This is a genomic window from Pseudomonas sp. BTN1, assembly GCF_001907715.1.
Classification (GTDB): domain Bacteria; phylum Pseudomonadota; class Gammaproteobacteria; order Pseudomonadales; family Pseudomonadaceae; genus Aquipseudomonas; species Aquipseudomonas paracarnis.
The window spans coordinates 48,848-66,981 of sequence record NZ_MPBM01000020.1 but is presented as its reverse complement, the minus strand read 5'-3'; the positions used below and the strand labels follow the sequence as shown (position 1 = coordinate 66,981).

Annotated in this window: 9 protein-coding genes and 1 pseudogene; 6 read left to right on the top strand and 4 right to left on the bottom strand. The window is 62.4% G+C overall.

Translation table 11 applies throughout. The features are described from left to right. Positions 1–143 precede the first annotated feature (143 nt). Positions 144–659 (bottom strand): annotated as a pseudogene (locus tag BMH52_RS29955) (methyl-accepting chemotaxis protein); the annotation flags it as partial. A gap of 1,499 nt (positions 660–2,158) precedes the next feature. Continuing rightward, positions 2,159–3,829 carry a PleD family two-component system response regulator gene (locus tag BMH52_RS09540; RefSeq protein WP_014716734.1) on the bottom strand — a complete coding sequence of 557 codons (1,671 nt, stop codon included), beginning with the start codon at positions 3,827–3,829 and terminating at the stop codon, positions 2,159–2,161. Positions 3,830–4,127: 298 nt separating this feature from the next. On the opposite strand from BMH52_RS09540, the gene BMH52_RS09535 reads away from it, so the two are divergent. The 4 genes from BMH52_RS09535 to speA all read left to right on the top strand — a co-directional run bounded on the left by BMH52_RS09535 (position 4,128) and on the right by speA (position 8,468). Continuing rightward, entirely contained in the window at positions 4,128–5,195 is a 1,068-nt protein-coding gene (locus BMH52_RS09535) for a DUF2333 family protein (protein WP_003188197.1), read from the top strand. Between the two features lie 2 nt (positions 5,196–5,197). Then, positions 5,198–5,734: an NUDIX hydrolase gene (locus BMH52_RS09530; protein ID WP_014716735.1), complete on the top strand. Its 537-nt coding sequence runs from the start codon at positions 5,198–5,200 to the stop codon at positions 5,732–5,734. Positions 5,735–6,040: 306 nt separating this feature from the next. Further along, positions 6,041–6,412, top strand: coding sequence for a translation initiation factor Sui1 (locus tag BMH52_RS09525; protein ID WP_003188201.1), 372 nt, complete (start codon positions 6,041–6,043; stop codon positions 6,410–6,412). Positions 6,413–6,554: 142 nt separating this feature from the next. Then, complete coding sequence (gene speA, locus BMH52_RS09520) at positions 6,555–8,468, top strand: arginine decarboxylase (protein ID WP_003188203.1); 1,914 nt, start codon at positions 6,555–6,557, stop codon at positions 8,466–8,468. 112 nt (positions 8,469–8,580) lie between these two features. Here speA and BMH52_RS09515 read toward each other — a convergent pair whose 3' ends face one another. Beyond that, positions 8,581–9,924: an MATE family efflux transporter gene (locus tag BMH52_RS09515; protein WP_073843481.1), complete on the bottom strand. Its 1,344-nt coding sequence runs from the start codon at positions 9,922–9,924 to the stop codon at positions 8,581–8,583. Between the two features lie 307 nt (positions 9,925–10,231). Here BMH52_RS09515 and BMH52_RS09510 point away from each other — a divergent pair, with 307 nt between their 5' ends. After that, positions 10,232–15,127 carry an alpha-2-macroglobulin gene (locus tag BMH52_RS09510; RefSeq protein ID WP_073843479.1) on the top strand — a complete coding sequence of 1,632 codons (4,896 nt, stop codon included), beginning with the start codon at positions 10,232–10,234 and terminating at the stop codon, positions 15,125–15,127. 131 nt (positions 15,128–15,258) lie between these two features. Here BMH52_RS09510 and BMH52_RS09505 read toward each other — a convergent pair whose 3' ends face one another. Then, positions 15,259–15,552 carry a hypothetical protein gene (locus BMH52_RS09505; protein WP_003188208.1) on the bottom strand — a complete coding sequence of 98 codons (294 nt, stop codon included), beginning with the start codon at positions 15,550–15,552 and terminating at the stop codon, positions 15,259–15,261. 245 nt (positions 15,553–15,797) lie between these two features. On the opposite strand from BMH52_RS09505, the gene pbpC reads away from it, so the two are divergent. Next, positions 15,798–18,089, top strand: a complete 2,292-nt coding sequence (gene pbpC / locus BMH52_RS09500; protein WP_240048534.1) for a peptidoglycan glycosyltransferase PbpC — start codon at positions 15,798–15,800, stop codon at positions 18,087–18,089. Positions 18,090–18,134 lie beyond the last annotated feature (45 nt).

The window sequence follows — 18,134 nt, the reverse complement described above, 5'->3', positions numbered from 1 at the left end:
GGGTGTGGTGGGGTGGGGCGGGTGGGGGTGGGCGCATTGTGTCGGGGTGAGAGTTGTGGGTTTAGAGCGGAGTTGGGGGAGTGAGGAGAGGCATTCCCACGCGGAGCGTGGGGACAAGCAGGCCGCGGCCGCAATGGATCGGGTCAGACGGGGAAGGCTTGCACGGCGGTAGTCAGTTGCCCGCCCAGTACCAGCAGGTGCTCGCCCTGGCTACGGCCCTGGCCAATACGCAGCAAATTATCCTCACCCAATTGATGAATCCGCTCACTGTTGTCGCGTATCTCGCTCACGGCGCCACTCTGCTGCGCGGTCACATCGGCAATGCGCACGGCAGTGTCGGAGATGGTCTGGATCGCGCCGACGATTTCATCCAGCGCGCCATCCGCCGCCTGGGCCTGCTGGGCGGTGGCTTCGGCGTGTTCGACCTGGGCGCGCATGCCTTCTACCGACTGGTGCGCGGCGGTTTGCAGGCCGGCGATCAGGCCCTGGATTTCGGCAGTGGCACCGGCGGTACGCTGGGCCAGGGAGCGCACTTCGTCGGCCACCACGGCGAAACCACGCCCGGCCTCACCGGCGCGGGCGGCTTCGATGGCGGCGTTGAGCGCAAGCAGGTTGGTCTGGTCGGCAATCGAGCGAATCACCGTGAGCACGCCGCCGATGGTGGCGGACTCTTCGGCAAGTTTCTCGATCATCTGCGCGTTTTGCTGCACTTCGCCCACCAGCGCATGCAGCCCGGTGAGGCTCAGGCCGATCACACGCTGGCCTTGCTCCACGGCCTGGCCCGCACTGCGGCTGGCGCCGGCCGCCTGGCTGGCATCCCCGGCAACTTGCTGGATGGTGGCTTCCAACTCACCCAGGGAATCACGGATTTGCGCGGTGTCGCCGGCCTGGCGTTCGGCGCCGTCGTGCAGGCCGCTGCTCAGTTCGGCCAGGGCGCGGCTGCTGCCCGCCACTTCTTCGGCATTGCCGCGGATGGTGCTTACCAAATCCACCAGGTAGGCGCGCAGGCGGTTGAGGGAGGCCTCGATATCGTGCAGTTCACGGTTGGTCTTGCCCAGGGCAATCGGTTGGCTGAAGTCGCCTTCGGCCCAGGTCGACAAGGCGGGTGCCAGGTTGGTCAGTACGCGCGCCAGGCGGCGTTGCAGGGTGTCGATCAGCAATGCGATCAGCAGGATCAGGCCAATCATCACGCCCTGCATCACGCGTACTTCGCCCTGGATCCTGGCATGTTGCGCGCGCACCACGGGTTCCAGGCCGGCGATGGCTTGTTGCACGTTAGTGATTTTAAGGTGGGTGCTGGCGGCGAGATCGGCGCGTTGCTGGATCTGTTCACGGGTGCGCTGCAGCTCGGCGGGGTAGCGGGTCAGCAGGCTGTTGAGTTCGCGCTTGAGGTCGACGCCGGTGTCCTGAGCTTCGGTTTTTTCGGTGTTTTCCAGCCCCATCAGCGCGGAAAAATCATCGGTGTTGGATTCAGCGCTGGCCTTTATTCCCAATAGGGGCAGTTGCGCGAGCAGGTCGGCCTGGGTTCGCAGGTTAGTCACCTCCCGCTCGACATCAGCAGCCAACTCGGCGCGCCCGCTGCTGACCAGCTTGTCGCGGGCCAGGGACAGTTTGCCCAAATGTTGCGAGGCGGCGAGCAGCGGCGACATATAGCGCGCAGCCTCCGCGGAATTGACGCCGCTGGCGTACTGGCTCAGTTGTTCCAGGTTTGCGCCCAGTTCACGTTCGGCTTGCAGCAACAGCGCTTGCGGGTCGCCAGCCAATTTACCGGCGGCCAACAGGTCAGTCTTGCTGAAGGTCTCCAACTCCACGAGGCTGGGCCGCAGGCTTTGCGCCAATTCGGGCGGCAGTTCGCCCAGCTGCAGCTGCAGGCTTTCCAGGCTCTGGGTGGCACTGCTCAGGCGCAGGGCATCGCCGCTGGCCAAGTAGTCCTCGATGTTTCGGGCGGCCTGGTTTTGAAAGATCTGGGACAACCCCAGGTAGCGCTCCATCAACAAGTACGGGCGCTCCAGCGCCCGTTGCGACCACCACAGCGTCGCGCCGAGGGCCAGGCACACGGCCACCAGCAGAAGGGTATTGAGATTGGTCAGCAGCTTCAGGCGCATGCGGGGTTTCAACCGACGGCAAGAGATAAGCGCCTGAATTTATTGCGTTTGTATTACAGCGTTATGACCGAATCGGTGGATTCTGGTGAAAAGATGGCACTTTGCTTTGATGTGCGAGCGGCTTGCACGCGGTTGCGTCCGGCGTCCTTGGCGCGGTAGAGCGCTTCGTCAGCCTGAGCGGCCATCATCAGGCTGTCGGAATCGTCGCACAGCTCCACCAGGCCGGCGCTGAAGGTGCACCACAAATCCTGCGGTTGGGCGGGGTAGTGGATTTCTGCAAAGCGCCGGCGAATGTCGTCTAGCACCTTGCAGGCCGATTCCAGGTCGGTGTCGGGCATCACGATGGCGAACTCTTCACCGCCGTAGCGGCCGATGTAATCGGTCTTGCGCAAACGCTGCTTGAGAAACAGTGCCAGGCTCTTGATCACCCGGTCGCCCATGGGGTGGCCGTGGCTGTCATTGACGCGCTTGAAGTGGTCGATATCGAGCATGGCAAAGCTAAGAGGCTTGTTCTCGCGGCGGGCGCGGAAGCTGCAATCTTCGAGCAGTTGCAGGATATGCGTGTGGTTGTACAGCCCGGTGAGGCTGTCGCGCACCATCCGCGCCTTCAAGTTGCGCGCACGCGACGCCCGGTTGCGCACAGTGGTGATCAGGTGACGCGGTTTGATCGGTTTGGTGAGGAAATCGTCACCGCCCTCGCTCATCGCATCCAGTTGCTTATCCAGGTCGTCCTCAGCCGACAGGTAGATGATCGGCACGCTGACGTAGCGGTCGTTGTGGCGAATCACCTTGGCCAGTTCGGTGCCGGTACAGGCAGGCATGTACATGTCGAGGATGATCAGGTCGGGTTGGAAATCCGCCAGCTCGGCCATGGCCTGGATCGGTTCGATCAAGGTGCGGGTGATAATCCCGGCACTGTTGAGCAAGCGTTCGGTGTGCAGCGCCTGGGCCCGCGAGTCGTCGATGATCAGCACTTTGTACGGTTCGTACTGGGCCGCGCAGGTCAGCACTTCGATCTTTTCCAGCAGGCTTGAGGCTTCCAGGGTGCCGGTCAGGAACTCTTCGCCACCGGCGCGCACGGCGGCCAGGCGCGTCGGGGTGTCGGTTTCGTGCAGGCTGAAAAACAACAGTGGCAGCTTGTGCTCCAGGCCCTCTTGGGCTTCTGCGGCGAGCTTCAGGCCCAGGCCTGTGCCGCAGAAGTCCACGTCCATCACGATCGCCGACGGCAAACGCTCGGCCATGGCCGCGCGAAAGGCGGCGACGCTGTCCAGGGCGTGGGCGCTCATGCCAAAGAATTCGAGCTGCTTGGCCAGGCGCTCGGCGCGGTCATGGTCGGCGAGCATCACATAGATCGGCTTGCGCATCGGCGGCAGGAAGGTTTGCTCAAGCTGGTCGCCCTGGCGCAGGCCGGTGCGGGACAGGCGTTGCATCAAGCGGTTGAGCTCGGTGATCAGTTGGCTGCTCAGGCGGCCACTGTTCTCGTCCACGGCTTGCAGGGACTCACTGATATGCCGTGCCAGTTGCGTGTGTTCGGGCTGTTCGAAGCGTTCGGCGAAGCGCTGCAGGCGCAGGTTGGCTTCGCTGAGTTCGGAAAAGTCGGCGTTCGACCACTCGCTGCGTTGCAGGCGCTGCCAGATCTCAAGAATTTGACGTGCCTGATGAATTACCCGCTGGGCAAAGTGCTGCTTGAGACGCTCGCGGCTGGGGTCTTCTGACTCGGTCATATCCTGACTACTGTGAGGGTGCATGCTGAGGTCGACTGATGGCTCTATGCTAGCACCTCTTTTCTGATAGATGAGTGTCATACGTCAATTAAGTCTGCGTGCCGAAGATTCAGTTATTGACCGGCTGGTCGCCCAGCGTAAAAGGTGTGCATCCTTTATAGTCCAAGCGGCCCGGTGCGCCACTTTCGTGTAAAAGCCCCGCACCGATGGGCACGATGGGGTAGGGTTGTGGTCGGAATGTCTGAACGCACCCGGACAATTGACGTGCATGAACTCAAGTGATTGAAAGGATATCGCCATGCTGGACTGGAAAAACCGCGAAGGCAGTGCCAAAGGCCCCGCCCCTGAGCCCAAGTCGGCCAACCGCAGCTATTTTCGCAACCTGCTGATGAGCCGGGCGTTGCTCAGCATCATCGGCTTGTACCTGCTGGTCACCGGTGGCCTGGGTTGGTACTGGAGCCAGGAGCCGGCGCTGTTTCCGGTGCAGCAAAACGCCCAGCTTGCCGCCGAGAAGGAAGGCAAGCAGATGGTGGTGGGTTACACCACCGTTGAAACACTCAAGACCGTGGTCGGCACCTTGCTGAACAAGCCAGGCGGCTACATCTCCAACGACCGTTTCCCTCCGGGCTTGTGGATGGACAATATGCCGAGCTGGGAGTACGGCGTGCTGGTGCAGGTGCGTGACCTTACCCGCGCCCTGCGTAAAGACTTCGCCCGCTCCCAGTCGCAGTCGGCTGAAGACGCTGACTTGGCCAAGGCCGAGCCGCGCTTCAACTTCGATAACAAGAGCTGGGTGCTGCCTTCCAGTGAGTCGGAATATCAGGAAGGCATCAATTCCCTGAGCCGCTACGAAGCGCGCCTGTCTGACCCGAACCAGCGCGGCGCGCTGTTTTATGCGCGTGCCGACAACCTCAACAACTGGCTGGGTGATGTGGCCACCCGTTTGGGTTCGTTGTCCCAGCGTCTGTCCGCCAGCGTAGGCCGGGTCAAGTTGAACACTGCGCTGAAAACCGAGGCGCTGGCGCCGGGTGAAGTGCCGCAGGTTGATGAAGAAGTGGTGGAAACCCCATGGATGCAAATCGACAACGTGTTCTACGAAGCGCGCGGCCAGGCGTGGGCCCTGTCCCATCTGTTGCGAGCCATCGAAGTCGACTTTGCCGACGTACTGGCCAAGAAAAACGCCACCGTCAGCGTGCGCCAGATCATTCGTGAGCTGGAGGCCTCGCAGGAACCGGTATGGAGTCCTATGATTCTTAACGGCAGTGGCTTCGGCGTACTGGCGAACCATTCGCTGGTGATGGCCAACTACATTTCCCGGGCAAACGCTGCAGTGATCGACTTGCGTCAGCTCCTCAACCAGGGTTGATGATGGACGCTACTCAAAAGGAGGCCGCACACCGAGCGGCTTCCGATGCTGAACTGATCTGCTGGGTCGACGAGCAGGACCACCTGCTCGGCCACCTGGTCAGGTCCGACCTGCGCCAGCGCGGCTTGATTGGCCGCTGCACGTTTATCTTCCTGTTCAATTCCAAAGGCGAGTTGTGTGTGCACCGGCGCACGCTCAGCAAGGCGTTGTATCCAGGGTATTGGGATACGGCGGCGGGTGGGATGGTGGCCGAAGGTGAGAGTTATGCCGTTTCGGCAGCCCGCGAGCTGGAAGAGGAATTGGGCGTCAGCGGTGTGCCCTTGACCGAACATGACCATTTCTATTTTGAGGATGGCGACAGTCGGCTTTGGTGCAAATCCTACTCTGCCGTCTGGGACGGCCCCCTGCGCCTGCAGCCCGAGGAGGTCATGGAAGCGCGGTTTTTAAGCATCGAAATCATCCAGCAAGAGGCCGAACAAAAGCCCTACTGCCCGGACGCTCAGGAAGGCTTGCGGCGCTATCTGGCCTCGCGTCGCTAAAGTTGCAAAAAATGGCGCCATTTGGCTCTTAGCAAGCGGGCTTTTTGTCGTTACACTGCGCGCCTTTTCACCCGAACCGCTATTGTTTCACCCTGTAGGAGCGAGCTTGCTCGCGAAAAACGCCAAGACACCGCGTGCTGCCTGAATGCCCGCGTTATCGTTGACGATCTTCGCGAGCAAGCTCGCTCCTACGGTGGTAATGACCTTGACGGTTCGGTAGCGCTGCCCCTGCCTGAGTGGGGCTTCGCGGTCGGTCACCGCCTTGTGCGGCGCCGATCAGTCTTCATCCTCCCAAGAGGATTGCCGGTGGCCAAAAAAGCCGCATCCTTCGCCGCCCTTGGTGGCCTGGTATTTTCCACCGACGCAGGTCGACACTGCCCGGACTGTCGTCAGCCCGTGGATTCGTGCACCTGCAAACAGACCCTGATCCCTGAAGGCGACGGTATTGCCCGCGTGCGTCGCGAGAGCAAAGGCCGTGGCGGCAAGACGGTGACCACCATCACCGGCGTGCCCCTGGCTGAAGAGGCCCTGAAGGAATTGGCCACCTCGCTGAAAAAGCGCTGTGGCACCGGTGGCGCGTTGAAAGACGGGGTTATCGAGATCCAGGGCGATCACGTCGAGTTGCTGTTGGCCGAGCTGATCAAGCTCGGGTACAAGGCCAAGAAGTCCGGCGGCTGAAAGCCTCTTCCCAACCTGTGGCTAAACTCTGTCCTGCCAGTGGGGTCTACTTCCCTTGCAGGCAAATCGTCATTTTCATTCTTTAGACTGCGCCAGCCTCCGCGAGAGGTGGCGCCTTCGCCTTCATTTATAGGGGACTTCGATGTCCGTACGACGCACACGCAAAGACGATGGCAGCCAATGGACAGTTGCGGACAGCCGCAGTGTTTACGGGATTCGCCATTGGGGGGCCGGGTATTTCGCGATCAATGAAGCCGGTCGCGTAGAAGTTCGTCCGAACGGCCCGAACAGCACGCCCGTCGACCTGTACGAGCAAGTCGATGAGCTGCGCAAAAGCGGCCTGTCGTTGCCGCTGTTGGTACGCTTCCCCGATATCCTGCAAGACCGCGTGCGCCAATTGACCGGTGCCTTCGATGCCAACATCGAACGCCTGGAATACCAGAGCAAGTACACCGCGCTGTACCCGATCAAGGTGAACCAGCAAGAAGCGGTGATCGAGAACATCATTGCCACCCAGAACGTCTCCATCGGCCTGGAAGCCGGCTCCAAGCCTGAGCTGCTGGCCGTGCTGGCCCTGGCGCCGAAGGGCGGCACCATCGTCTGCAACGGTTATAAAGACCGTGAGTTCATCCGCCTGGCGCTGATGGGCCAGAAGCTCGGCCACAACGTGTTCATCGTGATCGAGAAAGAGTCCGAGGTGGGGCTGGTGATCGAAGAGGCGGCGAGCCTCAAGGTCAAGCCGCAGGTGGGCCTGCGTGTGCGCCTGTCGTCCCTGGCATCGAGCAAGTGGGCGGACACCGGTGGCGAGAAATCCAAATTCGGCTTATCCGCAGCGCAGCTGCTGTCAGTGGTCGAGCGCTTCCGCGCGGCCGGCCTGGACCAGGGCATCCGCCTGCTGCACTTCCACATGGGCTCGCAGATCGCCAACCTGGCCGACTACCAGCACGGGTTCAAGGAAGCCATTCGTTACTACGGCGAACTGCGCAACCTCGGCTTGCCGGTGGACCACATCGACGTCGGCGGTGGCCTGGGCGTGGACTACGACGGCACCCACTCGCGCAACGCCAGTTCGATCAACTACGACATGGACGACTACGCCGGCGTGGTAGTGGGCATGCTCAAGGAATTCTGCGACGCGCAGAGCCTGCCGCATCCGAACATCTTCTCCGAAAGCGGCCGTTCCCTGACCGCTCACCACGCCATGCTGGTGGTACAGGTCACTGACGTCGAGAAGCACAACGACGAAATCCCGACCATTGAAAACAAGGAAAGCCTGCCCGAAACCGTGCAATGGCTGGTGGACCTGCTGGGCCCGACCGACATCGAGATGGTCACCGAAACCTACTGGCGCGCCACCCACTACATGAGCGATGTGGCGGCCCAGTACGCCGACGGCAAGCTGACCCTGGCCGAAAAAGCCCTGGCCGAACAGTGCTACTTCGCGGTGTGCCGCCGCCTGCACAACTCGTTGAAAGCCCGCCAGCGCTCGCACCGCCAGGTGCTGGACGAACTCAATGACAAGCTGGCCGACAAGTACATCTGCAACTTCTCGGTATTCCAGAGCTTGCCGGATACCTGGGCCATCGGCCAGGTCCTGCCTATTCTGCCGCTGCACCGCCTCGACGAAGAGCCGCTGCGCCGCGCCGTGCTGCAAGACCTGACCTGCGACTCCGACGGCAAGATCAAGCAATACGTCGACGAGCAAAGCATCGAAACCAGCCTGCCGGTGCACGGCTTGAACGAAGGCGAGGACTACCTGCTGGGGATCTTCCTGGTCGGCGCCTATCAGGAAATCCTGGGCGACATGCACAACCTGTTCGGTGACACCGACTCGGTGAACATCTACCAGCGTGAAGACGGTTCGGTGTACAGCGCCGGGATCGAGACCCACGACACCATCGAAGACATGCTGCGCTATGTGCACTTGTCGCCGGAAGAGTTGATGACGCATTACCGGGACAAGTGCGCCAGTGCGAAGATCTCGGCCTCGGAGCGCACCCAGTTCCTGGATGCGTTGCGCCTGGGCCTGACCCGTTCTTCGTACCTGTCCTCGTAATAAAAATGTGGGAGCGGGCTTGCCCGCGATGGCGGAGTGTCAGGCAACCGTTAGGGGGCTGACCCACCGCCATCGCAGGCAAGCCAGTTCCCACATTTGGGTCTGCGTTCCTTCAGTTCCCGCCCAGCCACAGCCCTTGCCGATTCAAGTGCCAGGCAATTGCCCACAGCGTCAGGCTGCGCACCGCCATGAACAGCAGGAAGGTGATCCACAATCCGTGGTTACCCAGGCCCTGCAACGCCCAGGCAATCGGCAGTACCAGCAGCACCGTCAGCAACATCCCATTGCGCATCTCCCGCGCGCGCGTTGCGCCGATAAACAAGCCATCGAGCAAATAACTCCACACCGCAATCAACGGCAATACCGCAAGGTAGGGCAGGTAGATATCGGCGGTTTCGCGTACGCTGGGGATATCGGTTTGCATGGCGATAAATAGATGGCCGCCGAAGGTGAACAGCAGGGCGAAGCCGATGCTGGCGATCAGTGACCAACCGCAGGCCACGACTAATGAGCGACGCAACGCCTGCCGGTCACGGGCGCCGATGGCGTGGCCGCAGAGGGCTTCGACCGCGTGGGCCAAGCCATCCAATGCGTGAGCCGTCAGTAACAGGCCGTTAAGCAGCAGCGCATTGGCTGCCACAGTGGCATCGCCCAGCCGCGCACCTTGCACCGTGATCATGAAAAATACCGACTGCAAGGCGAGGCTGCGAATAAAGATGTCGCGGTTCACCGCCAGCAACGGGCGCCAGCTTTGCCACAGTTTCAACGCGGCCCAGGCGATATGCCCCGGATAGGCGAGCAGGGCTTTTTGCGTGAGCGCCAGGCCGAGCAGGGCGCCGGTCCATTCCGCGATCACCGAGGCACGGGCGGAGCCGACCACGCCCCAGTCCAGGCCAAGTACAAACCACAGGTTAAGCGCAATGTTGACCAGGTTGGTGGTCAGCAGAATCGCCAATGGCGCTCGTGCATTCTGGGTGCCGAGGAACCAGCCGACCAGCGCATAGCTGGCGAGGGCGGCGGGCAGACCGAACAGACGGGTGTGGAAAAACTCGCGGGTCAGTTGGTTCAGTTCTGGCGAAGGCTGCATCCATTCCAGGGCCAGATGGCTCAAGGGAATGCCCGCGGTGCCCAGCAGCATCGCCAGGCCCAGCGCCAGCAACAAGCCTTGCAACAGGATCTGCCGCAACGCCGCGCCATCGTTGCGCCCGGCGGCTTGGGCGGCGAAGCCGGTGGAGCCCATGCGCAGGAAGCCCATGGCCCAGGCGAGGAAGGTATACAGGCTGGCGCCGACAGCCACGGCGCCCAGTTGATGGGCGTGGGGCAGGTGGCCGATGACCATGCTGTCCACCAGGGCCACCAAGGGCACCGAGATATTCGACAGGATCATCGGCGCGGCCAGGGCCCAGACGCGGCGGTGGGTAGGGCGGTGGCGCCAGTCGGACAATAAGGTGGACATGCAGTCTCCTTCGGGGGAGCGGCATTGTACCCGGCCATCAGTTGTACAGCAGGCCCAATGTGGGAGCTGGCTTGCCTGCGATGACGGACTCTTTGCCAACTCATCCGGTGACTGACCCACCGCTATCGCAGGCAAGCCAGCTCCCACATTTTGATCTTGATCGCCAATGGTTGTGGGATTTGGCTTGGCTTCATGCCCCACCAAGAACCAACCGCCCCTCCGTCGGTCAATGTGACCGGTGCCGCAGCGGCTTGGTCGGCGCTGATATATAGTTCACCCCTCGGTTCCCTCTGACTATGAGTGCCCCATGCTTAACAAAGGACTGTTCCTGGCCTGCGCGCTGGCCCTGCTGAGCGCTTGCGATTCTTCCGATAAACCCGCTGCACCGCCTGCGCCCACTGTGGCGGCAGCGCCGAAGCCGGTGAAAGCTGCGGTGGACGTGGCAGCGTTGAAGCAACGCTATGCCGGGCGCGAGCTGAGCGTGGTGGACGTGTCCGAGGTGCAGTTGGACGGGGCCAGCACCTTGTCGGTGAGCTTTTCCATTCCTCTGGATCCGGATCAGAAGTTCGCCGACAAGCTGCACCTGGTAGACAGCAAGTCCGGCAAGGTCGATGGCGCCTGGGAACTGTCCGATAACCTGATGGAATTGCGCCTGCGCCACCTTGAGCCGCAGCGCAAGCTGGTGCTGACCGTGGACGCCGGGGTGAAGGCAGTCAACGGCAACACCCTCGCCGCCGAATACAACGCCCGCCTGGAAACCCGCGACCTGCAAGCCACCGTCGGCTTCGCCAGCCGCGGCACCCTGTTGCCGACGCGCCTGGCCGAGGGCCTGCCGGTGATCGCGTTGAACGTCGACAAGATCGACGTGGAATTCTTCCGGATCAAACCCGAATCCCTGCCGTCATTCCTGGCGCAGTGGGGGCGTAATACCAGCCTGCAAAGCTATGAGTCCCGTGAACTGCTGCCAATGGCCGAGCTGGTCTACGGCGGGCGTTTCGACCTGAACCCGGCGCGCAATACCCGCGAAACCCTGCTGCTGCCGATTGCCGGCCTCAAGCAGTTGCAGCAGCCGGGCGTGTACCTGGCGGTGATGCGTGCTTCGGGCACCTACAACTATTCGCAACCGGCCACCCTGTTCACCTTGAGTGATATCGGTCTGTCGGTGCACCGCTATGCCAATCGCCTGGATGTGTTTACCCAGGCGTTGGAAGGCGGTAAGGCACTCAACGGCGTCGAACTGGAAATCCTCGATGCCGAAGGCCGTGTGCTCGGACAGGGCAAGACCGAAGACGGTGGCCACGCCGAGTTGCCACTGCCGAAAAAAGCCCAGGTGTTACTGGCCAAGCAGGGCGAGCAAACCAGCCTGCTGCGCCTGGACAGCGCCGCGCTGGACCTCGCCGAGTTCGATATCGGCGGGCAGCCCTCTCACCCGTTGCAGTTCTTTGTGTTCGGCCCGCGTGACCTGTATCGCCCCGGCGAAACCGTGCTGCTCAACGCGCTGTTGCGTGACAAGGATGGCAAGGCGGTAAAGCCGCAACCGGTCAGCGTCGAAGTACGGCGCCCGGATGAACAGGTGAGCCGCAAGTTCGTGTGGGAGGCCGACGCGTCCGGCCTGTATCAATACCCGTTGCAACTGGCCGGCGAGGCGCCGACCGGTCGCTGGCAGTTGGTATTCGACCTCGGTGACGGCAAGCCGCAACTGTATGAATTTCTCGTCGAAGACTTCCTGCCCGAACGCCTGGCGCTGGAACTCAAGGGCAGTGACACGGCGTTGAGCCCGGCGGATAACCCGGTCATCCAGGTCAACGGTCGTTACCTCTACGGCGCGCCCGCGTCCGGTAACCGCGTCAGTGGCCAGGTGTACGTGCGCCCACTGCGTGAGGCGGTCAAATCCCTGCCGGGCTACCAGTTCGGTTCCGTCACGGAAGAAGAGCTGAGCCAGGATTTCGAGCTGGACGAAAGCGTACTCGACGCCAATGGTGAGCAAGCGCTGACCCTGGAAAGCAAGTGGGCCGAGGCCAAATCGCCGTTGCAACTGATCGTGCAAGCCAGCCTGCAAGAGTCCGGCGGGCGGCCGATTACCCGGCGCCTGGTGCAGCCGATCTGGCCGGCCGAGCAGTTGCCGGGCCTGCGTGGCCTGTTTGATGGCAAGGAAACCAACGGCGATGGCCCGGTGGAATTCGAAGTGCTGGTGGCCAACCAGGACGGTCAGAAACTGGCCGCACAAGACCTCAAGGTGCGCCTGGTGCGTGAGCGCCGCGACTACTACTGGAACTACTCGGAGAATGACGGCTGGAGCTACCACTTCAACGAGAAATTCCTCAATCTCGATGAGCAGAGCCTGAACATCAAGGCTGGCGACACCGCCAAGGTCAGCTTCCAGGTGGAGTGGGGCCCTTACCGCGTGGAGGTCGAAGACCCGCAGACCGGGCTGGTCAGCAGCCTGCGTTTCTGGGCCGGCTACCAGGCCCAGGACAACACCGAAGGCGGTGCCGTGCGCCCCGACCAGGTCAAGCTGGCGTTGGACAAACCCGCCTATGGTGATGGCGACACCGCCAACGTCACCGTCACGCCACCGGCTGCCGGTAAAGGCTACCTGTTGGTGGAGTCTGCCGAAGGTCCGCTGTGGTGGCAGGAAATCGACGTGCCGGCCGAAGGCAAAAGCTTTGCGGTGAAGCTCGACCCGAAATGGTCGCGCCACGATCTGTATGTAAGCGCCCTGGTGATTCGTCCGGGCGAGCGCAAAGCCAACATCACGCCTAAACGCGCCGTGGGCTTGCTGCACCTGCCGCTGGATCGTACCCAGCGCAAACTCGGCCTGACCCTCACCGCGCCAGAAAAAATGCGCCCCAAACAACCGCTGACGGTGAAGATCGCCGCCAAAAACGCCGATGGCAGCGTGCCCCAACAGGTGCACGTACTGCTGGCGGCGGTGGATGTGGGCATCCTCAATATCACCGAATACCCAACGCCCGATCCGTACGCCAGCCTGTTTGGCCGCAAAGCCTATGGCGTCGACCAATTCGACATCTATGGGCAACTGATCGAAGCCGGTCAAGGGCGCCTGGCCAGCCTGGCATTTGGTGGCGACGCGGCATTGGCCAAAGGCGGCAAGCGCCCGGACACCAGCGTTACCATCGTTGCCCTGCAAAGCGCTCCGGTGACTCTGAACGACAAAGGCGAGGGTGAAGTCAGCGTCAATATTCCCGACTTCAACGGCGAACTGCGCCTGATGGCCCAAGCCTGGAGCGATGATCGCTACGGTATGGCCGAAGGCAAGACCGTGATCGCCGCCCCGCTGATTGCCGAGTTGTCGGCCCCGCGCTTCCTGGCAGGAGGCGACCAGACCACCTTGGCCCTGGACCTCTCCAACCTGTCGGGCAAGGCCCAGAAACTCGATGTGCAATTGACCGCGCAAGGTCAGCTGCAGTTGGTCAACAGTGGCGCGCAATCGGTTGAGCTCAAGCAAGGTCAGCGCACCACCCTGCGTATTCCGGTACAAGCCTGGGGCGGGCTCGGCCAGGGCAAGGTCACGGTCACCGTCAACGGCCTGGACTTGCCGGGTGAAAACCTGCCGCCGTTCAGCCGCGAATGGACCTTGGGCGTACGCCCGGCGTACCCGGCCTTGCTCAAGCATTACCGCGCAGTGCTCAAGGATCAGCCGTGGAGCTTGCCGTCGGGCGCACTGGATCAATTCGATGCCTCGGGGCGTGAGGCGCTGTTGAGCCTGTCGAGCCGGCCGCCGTTGAACCTGGGCGCGCAGATCAGTGCACTCAAGGCGTACCCCTACGGTTGCCTGGAGCAAACCGCCAGTGGCTTGTACCCGTCGCTGTACGCCGACGACGCGCTGCTCAAGCGCCTGAGTATCAAGGGCGAGCCGGATGCCGAGCGCAAGCGCAAGATCGAGTTGGGCATTGAGCGCCTGCTGGGCATGCAGCGCTACAACGGCAGCTTTGGTTTGTGGGGCGCCGATGGCGAGGAAGAATATTGGCTGACCGCCTATGTCACCGACTTCCTGCTGCGCGCCCGCGACCAGGGTTTTGCCGTCCCGCCTGAAGCCTTGAAGAAGGCCAGCGAGCGCCTGTTGCGGTATGTGCAGGAACGTAATCTGATCGAGGTGGATTACAGCGACAACGCCGAACACACCCGGTTTGCCGTGCAGGCGTATGCCGGCATGGTGTTGGCGCGCAGTCAGCAGGCGCCATTGGGCGCGTTGCGCAGCCTGTTCGAACGGCGCAGCGACGCACGCTCCGGCTTACCGCTGGTGCAGTTGGCCATTGCCCTGCAGAAAATGGGTGACCAGCCCCGTGCGGATCAGGCGTTGTTGGCTGGCTTGGCAGCGCAGCGCAATGCCAATGAGTGGCTGGCCGACTACGGCAGCCCGTTGCGCGACCAGGCGATGATCCTGGCATTGCTGGAGGAGAACGACTTGGCCAAGGGCCAGCGCGAGGAGCGGTTGTTCACCTTGTCGGATCAGTTGGCCGCCAGCCCGTACCTGTCGACCCAGGAGCGTAATTCCCTGTTCCTGGCTGGGCGCCTCGGGTTCGCCAAGCCGCAAGCGAACTGGCAAGTGTCGCTCACCGGCAGCGGCGGTGTGCGTGAGTTGAACAACCAGCAATCGACGTTGGAGTTGGACGGCAAGTTGTTGTCCAGCGACCTGGCCTTGAGCAATCAGGGTGAAGCGCCGGTGTACCAGCAATTGACGGTCTCGGGTTATCCACACGTGCCGCCAGCGGCCGGTGGCAACAACCTGAGTATCCGCCGCGAATACCTGGGCATGAACGGCCAGCCGTTGAACCTGCGTAACCTCAACAGCGGTGATCTGGTACTGGTGCACTTGGCGGTCAGCGCCAAGCAACGCGTACCGGATGCTCTGGTGGTTGACCTGTTGCCTGCCGGCCTGGAACTGGAAAACCAGAACCTGGCCCAAAGCGCGGCGAGCCTTGAGAACGCCAGCAGCCAAGTGAAAGAGTGGCGTGAGTCGATGCAGAATGCCTCGCTCAAGCACCAGGAGTTCAGGGACGATCGCTATGTGGCAGCGATGAATCTGGATGGCTATGGCACCACGCACTTGCTGTACCTGGCGCGTGCGGTGACACCGGGAACTTACCGCGTGCCGCCGCCGCAGGTGGAGTCGATGTATCGGCCGAACTGGCAGGCAGTGGGTGAGACGCCAGTGGATATGGTGATCAAGGGCCGCTGAAAGCCACTGTAGGAGCGAGCTTGCTCGCGAAAAACGTCAACGATAACGCGGGTTTCCTGGATTAACGCGGCGTCTGTGAGTTTTTCGCGAGCAAGCTCGCTCCTACAGAGGAGAATCGAGTGGTTGTAATATCAGTGTACGACCCAGCTCAGCAACCACAGCCCCAGCATCAGCCAGATGATCCCGACGATAATCGAGGCCCGCATAAAGGCGCGTACCGCCGAGTAAAGGAACAGCAGGCCGACGATCAGGGTGATGATGCTGATGATCGACGTGTCCATGCCCAAGGTGCGTGACAAACCGTCGATAAAGTTGCCGCCGGCGTGGGTCAAGGCCCCGAACAAACCGCTGAGCCCGTCGACGATAAAACGGATGACGGAACCGAGCGCCTGGCCCAACCATTCGAAAAAGCTTTCTACCTGCATGTGCGTGTCCTGATGAGAAGGTGGGCGTAACTGTGCCTTTGGTTGTCGATAACGCAGGCGAGTTCCCTGCAAGCATAGAGGTTTGCCCGTTTGAGTTTTAGTTTAATCACGTCCGGATGTACGCGGCCCAATGTGGGAGTTGGCTTGCCGGCGATAGCGGTGGGGCAGTTGTGGATAAGTTGACTGATCCTGCGCTATCGCAGGCAAGCCAGCTCCCACAGTTATTGCGCTGGGCTTTGGGTTGTGTGGTGTTGGTGGTTGCCCTGCTATGGCTGGCCGATCGTATCTGGCCCTTGCCCCTGCCCCAGGACGACCTGGCCCGGGTAGTGCTGGCCGAAGATGGCACACCGCTGTGGCGATTTGCCGATGCCAATGGCGTATGGCGCTACCCGGTACACACCAGCGAAGTATCGCCTTATTACCTCGACGCGTTGCTCACCTATGAAGACCGTTGGTTCTACCAACACCCCGGCGTAAACCCGTTGGCGCTGGTGCGTGCGACCTGGCAAAACCTGAGCGGCGCGCGGGTGGTGTCCGGCGGCAGCACTTTGTCGATGCAGGTTGCGCGCCTGCTCGACCCACATTCACGCACCCTGCACGGCAAGTTACGCCAGCTGTGGCGTACCGCGCAGCTGGAGTGGCACCTGTCCAAGGACGAAATCCTCAACCTGTACCTGAACCGCGCACCTTTCGGCGGCACGCTGCAGGGCGTGGCGGCGGCGAGCTGGGCGTACCTGGGCAAGTCACCATCACAGCTGACTCACGCCGAAGCCGCGTTGCTCGCGGTGTTGCCCCAGGCGCCAAGCCGTTTGCGCCCGGACCGTCATCCGCAGCGCGCCCAGGAGGCCCGCGACAAAGTGCTGCGCCGCCTGGCCGAGTTTCAGGTATGGCCGCAATCGGCGGTTGATGAAGCCCTGGAAGAACCCCTGCTGCTCGCCCCACGCTTGGAACCTAGCCTGGCGCCTCTGCTCGCACGCCGGCTGAACCGCCCCGACAGCCCGCCGCTGATTCGCACCACCCTGGATGCCACCCTGCAACGCCGTCTGGAAGACCTGTTGCTGGGCTGGCGCGCACGCCTGCCGGAACACACCTCGGCGGCCATCCTGGTGGTGGAAGAAGAAAGCATGGCGGTGCGCGCCTACCTGGGGTCGGTGGATATCAACGACACCAAGCGCTTTGGCCATGTGGACATGATCAGCGCACTGCGTTCGCCCGGTTCCACCTTGAAACCTTTTCTCTACGGGATGGCGTTGGACGACGGCCTGATTCACTCTGAATCCCTCTTGCAGGATGTGCCTCGACGCTATGGTGACTACCGCCCTGGCAACTTTTCCATGGGCTTTACCGGCGCGGTGCCTGCGAGCACGGCGTTGTCCAGCTCGTTGAACCTGCCGGCGGTGCAACTGCTGGAAGCCTACGGGCCCAAGCGCTTTGCCGCGCAGATGCGCATCGGTGGCATGCCGTTGGCGTTGCCGGCATTGGCCGAGCCGAACCTGGCGTTGATTCTCGGCGGTGCGGGCAGTCGCCTGGAGGACCTAGTGAGTGGCTACAGCGCCCTGGCCCGCGATGGCAAGAGCGCCACCCTGCGGTTGCAACCGGACGATGCGCTCAGGGAGCGGCCGTTGCTGTCGCCCGGCGCCGCGTGGATTGTGCGGCGCATCCTCAGCGGCCAGGCGCGGCCCGACCGCGACCCGCGTGCCGAGCTGGTCCAACGCCCGGTGCTGGCGTGGAAGACCGGTACCAGCTACGGCTTTCGCGATGCCTGGGCGATTGGCGTAGGCCCGCGTTACCTGATCGGCGTATGGATCGGCCGGCCCGATGGCACGCCGGTACCCGGGCAATTCGGCCTGGCGTCGGCAGCGCCGTTGATGCTGCAGGTGCACGACGTGCTGACCAACCGCGACAGCCAGCGCGGCATCAGTGCGCCGGTCAAACCGGTGCCTGCCAATATCGGCGTGGCGGCGATCTGTTGGCCGCTGGGCCAGCCCATGAGCCGCAGCGACCCCAACTGCCGCCGCCAGCGTTTTGCCTGGACCCTGGACAACACCACGCCGCCGACCTTGCAGGCATTGGATCAACCCTTGAGTGTGGGCTTGATGGAAAGCATCTGGGTTAACACCAAAGGCTTGCGGGTCGATGCCCATTGTCCTGGCGCAACCTCCAAAAGCATTGCCCTATGGCCGGCACCGCTGGAGCCTTGGTTACCCAGGGTTGAACGCCGCGAAGCGCGCATCCCGGCGGCTGACCCGGACTGCCCGCCACCGGCGCTGGCCGCGTCATCGCCGTTGTCCATCGTAGGCGTACGCGAGGGCGATCAATTGCGTCTGCCCGCTGCCAGTCAGCAAGCCTTGCGCCTGAACATCTCCGCCCTGGGCGGCAGTGGCCGGCGTTGGTGGTTCCTCAATGGTGCGCCGTTGGGCGACAGCGCCAATCAGGACAGCATCAATGCCAGTTTTGAACGGCTGGGCCGCTATCAGCTCAGCGTATTGGATGAAGCCGGTCAAACCGCCAGGCTCGAATTCAGCGTTGTCGACTGATCGCTGATCGTTCCCACGCTCTGCGTGGGAACGCCGCCTGGGACG